The sequence below is a fragment of the Chitinophaga sp. genome (assembly GCF_035564935.1).
GTDB lineage: Bacteria > Bacteroidota > Bacteroidia > Chitinophagales > Chitinophagaceae > Chitinophaga.
Genome location: NZ_DATMTE010000561.1, coordinates 1 through 4,255, shown reverse-complemented (window position 1 = coordinate 4,255; position 4,255 = coordinate 1). Strand labels below are relative to the sequence as shown.

Sequence of the window (4,255 nt, the reverse complement as noted above, 5' to 3'; positions counted from 1 at the left end):
GGTTCTTTTGCACCAGCCTTTACCGCTTTGTCAGACAACGTATCCACCTCTTCTTTACTATCTGCCGACAGGCAGATAATTGCTTCGTTTACTTTCGACGTATCGGCAATTTCCTTGCTGGTAAACTCTTTGAAGTAAGGTTCTACCAGCAGCATAAAATAGATATCCTCAGAAATTACCAGGCAGCCGGCCTTATCATCGGTGAACTGCGGGTTAAAAGAATACCCAAGGCTGGTAAAAAATTCTTTTGATTTGTTCAGATCTTTAACCGGGAGGTTTACAAAAATTTTTGTTGCCATATTACAGGTTTATAGTTATACAGAATAAAGGTAAAAATGAATTACGCCCGCTGGCTTTGTACCGGGAAAAGCGCGCGCAGTGCCGGGATACGCAGGAAAAGACTTACCCAAACCAGGATGCCGAATACAACCGGGAAATAGTAAGGTTCGTTTATTCTTGACATAATAGCCACTGCACCGCCAAGGTAGCAGCTAACCAATACTGCGCCCAGCACCGCCGTACGGGGAATGGCATATAAAATGGTGGCGATCAGCAGCACGATGCCAATGCCCTGTACCTGTTCTGCCGGCCAGCCCAGCTTTACGCTGCCTTCCATGGAGTAAATATTTTTGATAACTTTCATAATGGCATCAACCAGGAGAAAAAGTGTACACAGGATGGTGATTACCCAACCGGTAACGTTGGCGGCCTTTGAGGGAGTTTTTGTGTTCATATAAAGTGTTTGCGCTTCCATATACAGTGGATTTTTTTGTTTTTGTTTTGATTGATTAACGATACAAACTTACCGGGATTTGTGCGCATTGTTACTGGTCGAATACGACATTCTTCATGGGTGATTGCGACAATTCAGGAACAACTTACCTTTGCGCCATGGATTATTTCAAAAAGCAGCTTGAGTTACTGAAAACAGAGCGGGAAGAAGACCAGAGATCGTATAAACAAATGACAGCATCCACGTCTGTAGCAGATCGCAGGGCCAATGGGCTTACCTGGTACCCGGTTGCCATCAGGGGATCGGAAATGAGCCGGGGCGATTACCTGACCGTGGAGATAGAACGCACCACCCACCAGGACCTGCCGCATCAGCTGCGTTTCGGGGCCGCCGCTACCTTATTTTCCAATCATGATCCGAAGCAGGACCATCTCGACGGCACCATCACCTACCAGGGCGGCAACCGGCTGAAGATCACCCTGCGCACAGACGAGCTGCCCGAATGGGCCAGCGACGGCAAGCTGGGCATCGACCTGCTTTTTGATGATAACAGTTATGATGAAATGCAGAACGCCCTGAAACAGGCGGATGCATGGCAGGATAAAGCACCCGAAGGAAGACTGATACAGATCCTCACCGGGCAGAAAAAGCCTGTATTCCACCCTGATATTACTCCTTATGTAAATCCCTCGCTGAATGCCTCACAGGAATCGGCTGTCAATAAAATATTATCGGCCGGCGACCTGGCTATTGTGCATGGACCACCGGGAACAGGGAAAACCACTACCCTTGTGCAGGCGGTGAAAGCGCTGATAAAACAGGACCAGCAGCAAATACTGGTAGTGGCACCCAGTAATGCAGCAGTAGACCTGCTCAGTGAAAAGCTGTCGGACGAAGGATTGAACGTATTACGGGTAGGAAACCCGGCGCGTGTATCAGAAAGACTTTCATCGCTCACACTCGACAGCAAAATAGCTGAGCATCCCAGTATCAAGGAAATCAAGCGGCTGAAAAAACAGGCCAATGAGTTCCGTGATATGGCGCATAAATACAAGCGCAATTTTGGCAAAGCCGAAAGGGAACAACGCAAAGCCCTGTTTGATGAGGCCCGCAAGATCATAAAGGAAGTGGGTAATACAGAACAGTATATTATTGACGACCTGGTGTCCAAAGCGCAGGTGATCACCGCTACCCTGGTAGGCGCCAGTCACTATACCGTAAAAAACTTAAAGTACCACACCGTGGTGATAGATGAAGCCGGGCAGGCGCTGGAACCCGCCTGCTGGATCCCCATCCTCAAAGCGCAGAAGGTGATCCTGGCGGGAGATCATTGCCAGCTGCCACCCACCATCAAATCGGACGAAGCCGCGCGTAACGGTCTTAGTACCACCCTGCTGGAAAAATGTACGGCCCTGCACCCGGAAAGCGTAACACTGCTGGAAGAACAGTACCGTATGCACACTACCATTATGGGATATTCTTCGAATATCTTTTATGAAGATAGATTGAAGGCGCATGCTTCTGTTGCCGGGCACCTGTTGTTTTCCGGCGACAGCCCGCTCAGCTTTGTAGATACCGCCGGCTGCGGGTTTGATGAGCAGGCAGATGGCACCAGCACTACCAATCCCGAGGAAGCTGTTTTTGTTTTCAAGCATCTTACCCGGCTGGTTACCGCGCTGGGAGCATATTACCAGCCGAAAGACTTTCCTACGGTGGCGGTTATATCTCCCTACAAACAACAAATACAATTGTTAAAAGAACAACTGCAGCACACCCCGCTGCTGCAGCCATATGCCGACAGGATTTCCGTGAACACCATCGACAGTTTCCAGGGACAGGAACGTGATATTGTGTACATCAGCATGACGCGCAGCAACACCGAAAATAAGATAGGCTTTTTATCGGATATCCGGCGGATGAACGTAGCCATGACCAGGGCGCGCAAAAAACTGGTAGTGATAGGCGACAGCGGTACACTTTCCCAGCTGGCATTCTATGCGGGCTTTATCAGTTATGCGGAACATAAAAACGCCTACCAGAGCGCCTGGGAGTTTATGGATTTGTAACAGCAGCGGTCATCACCTTGTTTAATACTTCGTTAAACGCCGGCTGTTGTTCAAACATCGGGAAATGCCCTGCAGCCTGGATCCAGTGCAGTTGTATATCCGGGCGAATGATTTGCAGCTCATAGGTGTAAAAGGCCAGCGGATCCTGGCGGCTACCTATCACGGTGATGGGGCCTTTATACTGCGGCAGGTTTTTACTGAGATCAAAATGGATCCTTTGCAGGTCTGTTACCATCAGTGTTTGCATACGGACATTAGGTTTTGCCACATAAATTTTCGCCAGGAGGCTGTCGATGTCCGCTTTGTTGTAAATGTATGCCAGTCGCACGGTACGGTTAAACAACGCGCTGTCTTTTCCATTCGCTTTCCCTGCTTCGATCTTTTTATTCAGCGACTCCATTGTTTCCAGGTCGGATACTCCCAGTCTTGCCCGCAAGTTGTTCACGTGCGTGGTCATAAAATCGGCTGAAAACTTGTAGTAGCCCGGGTTAGCCAGTACCAGCGCCCGCACTTTTTCCGGGTGGGCGGCCGCAAAGCTCATGGCCAGCATAGCGCCCCAGGAGTGGCCATAGATAATAGCCCTGGAGATACCTTCCTTTTGCAACAGCCGCTGAATGTCGGCCACCGCCTCCTTCAGGTTGATAGTAGTGGAATCGAACGGCACAGGAATAGATAAGCCAGTACCCCGTTGTTCCGGTAAAATAGCCCGGTAGCGCTTTCCCAGCTCAATGGCCACCTCTTCCTGTTGCAGGCAGGAGTTACCCGGGCCACCGGATAATACGATCACGGGGGTACCTTTTCCATATGTATGATAATACAGCCAGCCATTGGGATATTTCAATGAGTCCAGTTGCTGCGAATGGGCAGGCAAACAATACAGCAACGTGGTTAACAATAACAATAATCTCATAAGACGGTTTTTCGAAGCAGTAAAATAAGTGATTTTATGCATATAAGACGGCTATACCGCCCAAACCCGCTGCCCATAAGGTTAAATAAATCCTTGCTGCACGCTTAAAAAAGCGTAACTTTGCGCGCTTTCAGGTAAGATAAATTGTGGCCTGCTCATAATGATCAGCCTGTTTATTTTTTGAATAAATACATTATGAGTAAAATAGCTGATTACAGGAAGTTATTGGGCGTTACCAAAACTACTGAAGTAAAAGAATTAAAATCCATTTACAGGAACTTTATGAAGGAGTGGCATCCTGATAAATTTGAAGGCCTGGCAGAAGAACAGAAACTGGAAGCGGAAGCTAAAAGTAAAGAGCTGATAGAAGCCTATCACTTTTTAGTAAGCATCGCCCCGGAAACTATTGCTGCCGCTTTACCTGATTATACAGCCACCATTTCAGCGTCCACCCTGGTAGATTTTTCTTACCAGAAACAAACCCTCCAGCTTCAGTTTGAAGACGGCAGCAGCTATGAATATTTCGACATTCCCAAAACATTGTAT

Annotated in this window: 5 protein-coding genes; 2 read left to right on the top strand and 3 right to left on the bottom strand. The window is 48.2% G+C overall.

What is annotated here, in order from left to right:
- Positions 1 to 299, bottom strand: a 299-nt coding sequence (locus VN105_RS14580) for a glyoxalase/bleomycin resistance/extradiol dioxygenase family protein (protein WP_325642116.1), incomplete at its 3' end; no start/stop codon positions are given.
- 41 nt (positions 300 to 340) lie between these two features.
- Complete coding sequence (locus VN105_RS14575) at positions 341 to 733, bottom strand: DoxX family protein (RefSeq protein WP_325642114.1); 393 nt, start codon at positions 731 to 733, stop codon at positions 341 to 343.
- Positions 734 to 849: 116 nt separating this feature from the next.
- Between VN105_RS14575 and VN105_RS14570 the strand changes: the two genes are divergently transcribed.
- Positions 850 to 2,799 (top strand): AAA domain-containing protein, encoded by a 1,950-nt coding sequence (locus VN105_RS14570; protein ID WP_325642112.1) that lies wholly within the window; start codon positions 850 to 852, stop codon positions 2,797 to 2,799.
- Here VN105_RS14570 and VN105_RS14565 read toward each other — a convergent pair.
- On the bottom strand, positions 2,786 to 3,709 hold the full coding sequence (locus VN105_RS14565; RefSeq protein ID WP_325642110.1) for an alpha/beta hydrolase: 924 nt from the start codon (positions 3,707 to 3,709) through the stop codon (positions 2,786 to 2,788). The genes VN105_RS14570 and VN105_RS14565 overlap by 14 nt on opposite strands.
- Positions 3,710 to 3,904: 195 nt before the next feature.
- Between VN105_RS14565 and VN105_RS14560 the strand changes: the two genes are divergently transcribed.
- A partial coding sequence (locus VN105_RS14560; protein ID WP_325642108.1) for a DnaJ domain-containing protein occupies positions 3,905 to 4,255 on the top strand: 351 nt, incomplete at its 3' end.

Excerpts from the sequence above, each read along its gene's own strand:
- VN105_RS14575 (WP_325642114.1), bottom strand. The coding sequence starts at position 733 with ATGAACACAAAAACTCCCTCAAAGGCCGCCAACGTTACCGGTTGGGTA.
- VN105_RS14570 (WP_325642112.1), top strand. The coding sequence starts at position 850 with ATGGGTGATTGCGACAATTCAGGAACAACTTACCTTTGCGCCATGGAT.
- VN105_RS14565 (WP_325642110.1), bottom strand. The coding sequence starts at position 3,709 with ATGAGATTATTGTTATTGTTAACCACGTTGCTGTATTGTTTGCCTGCC.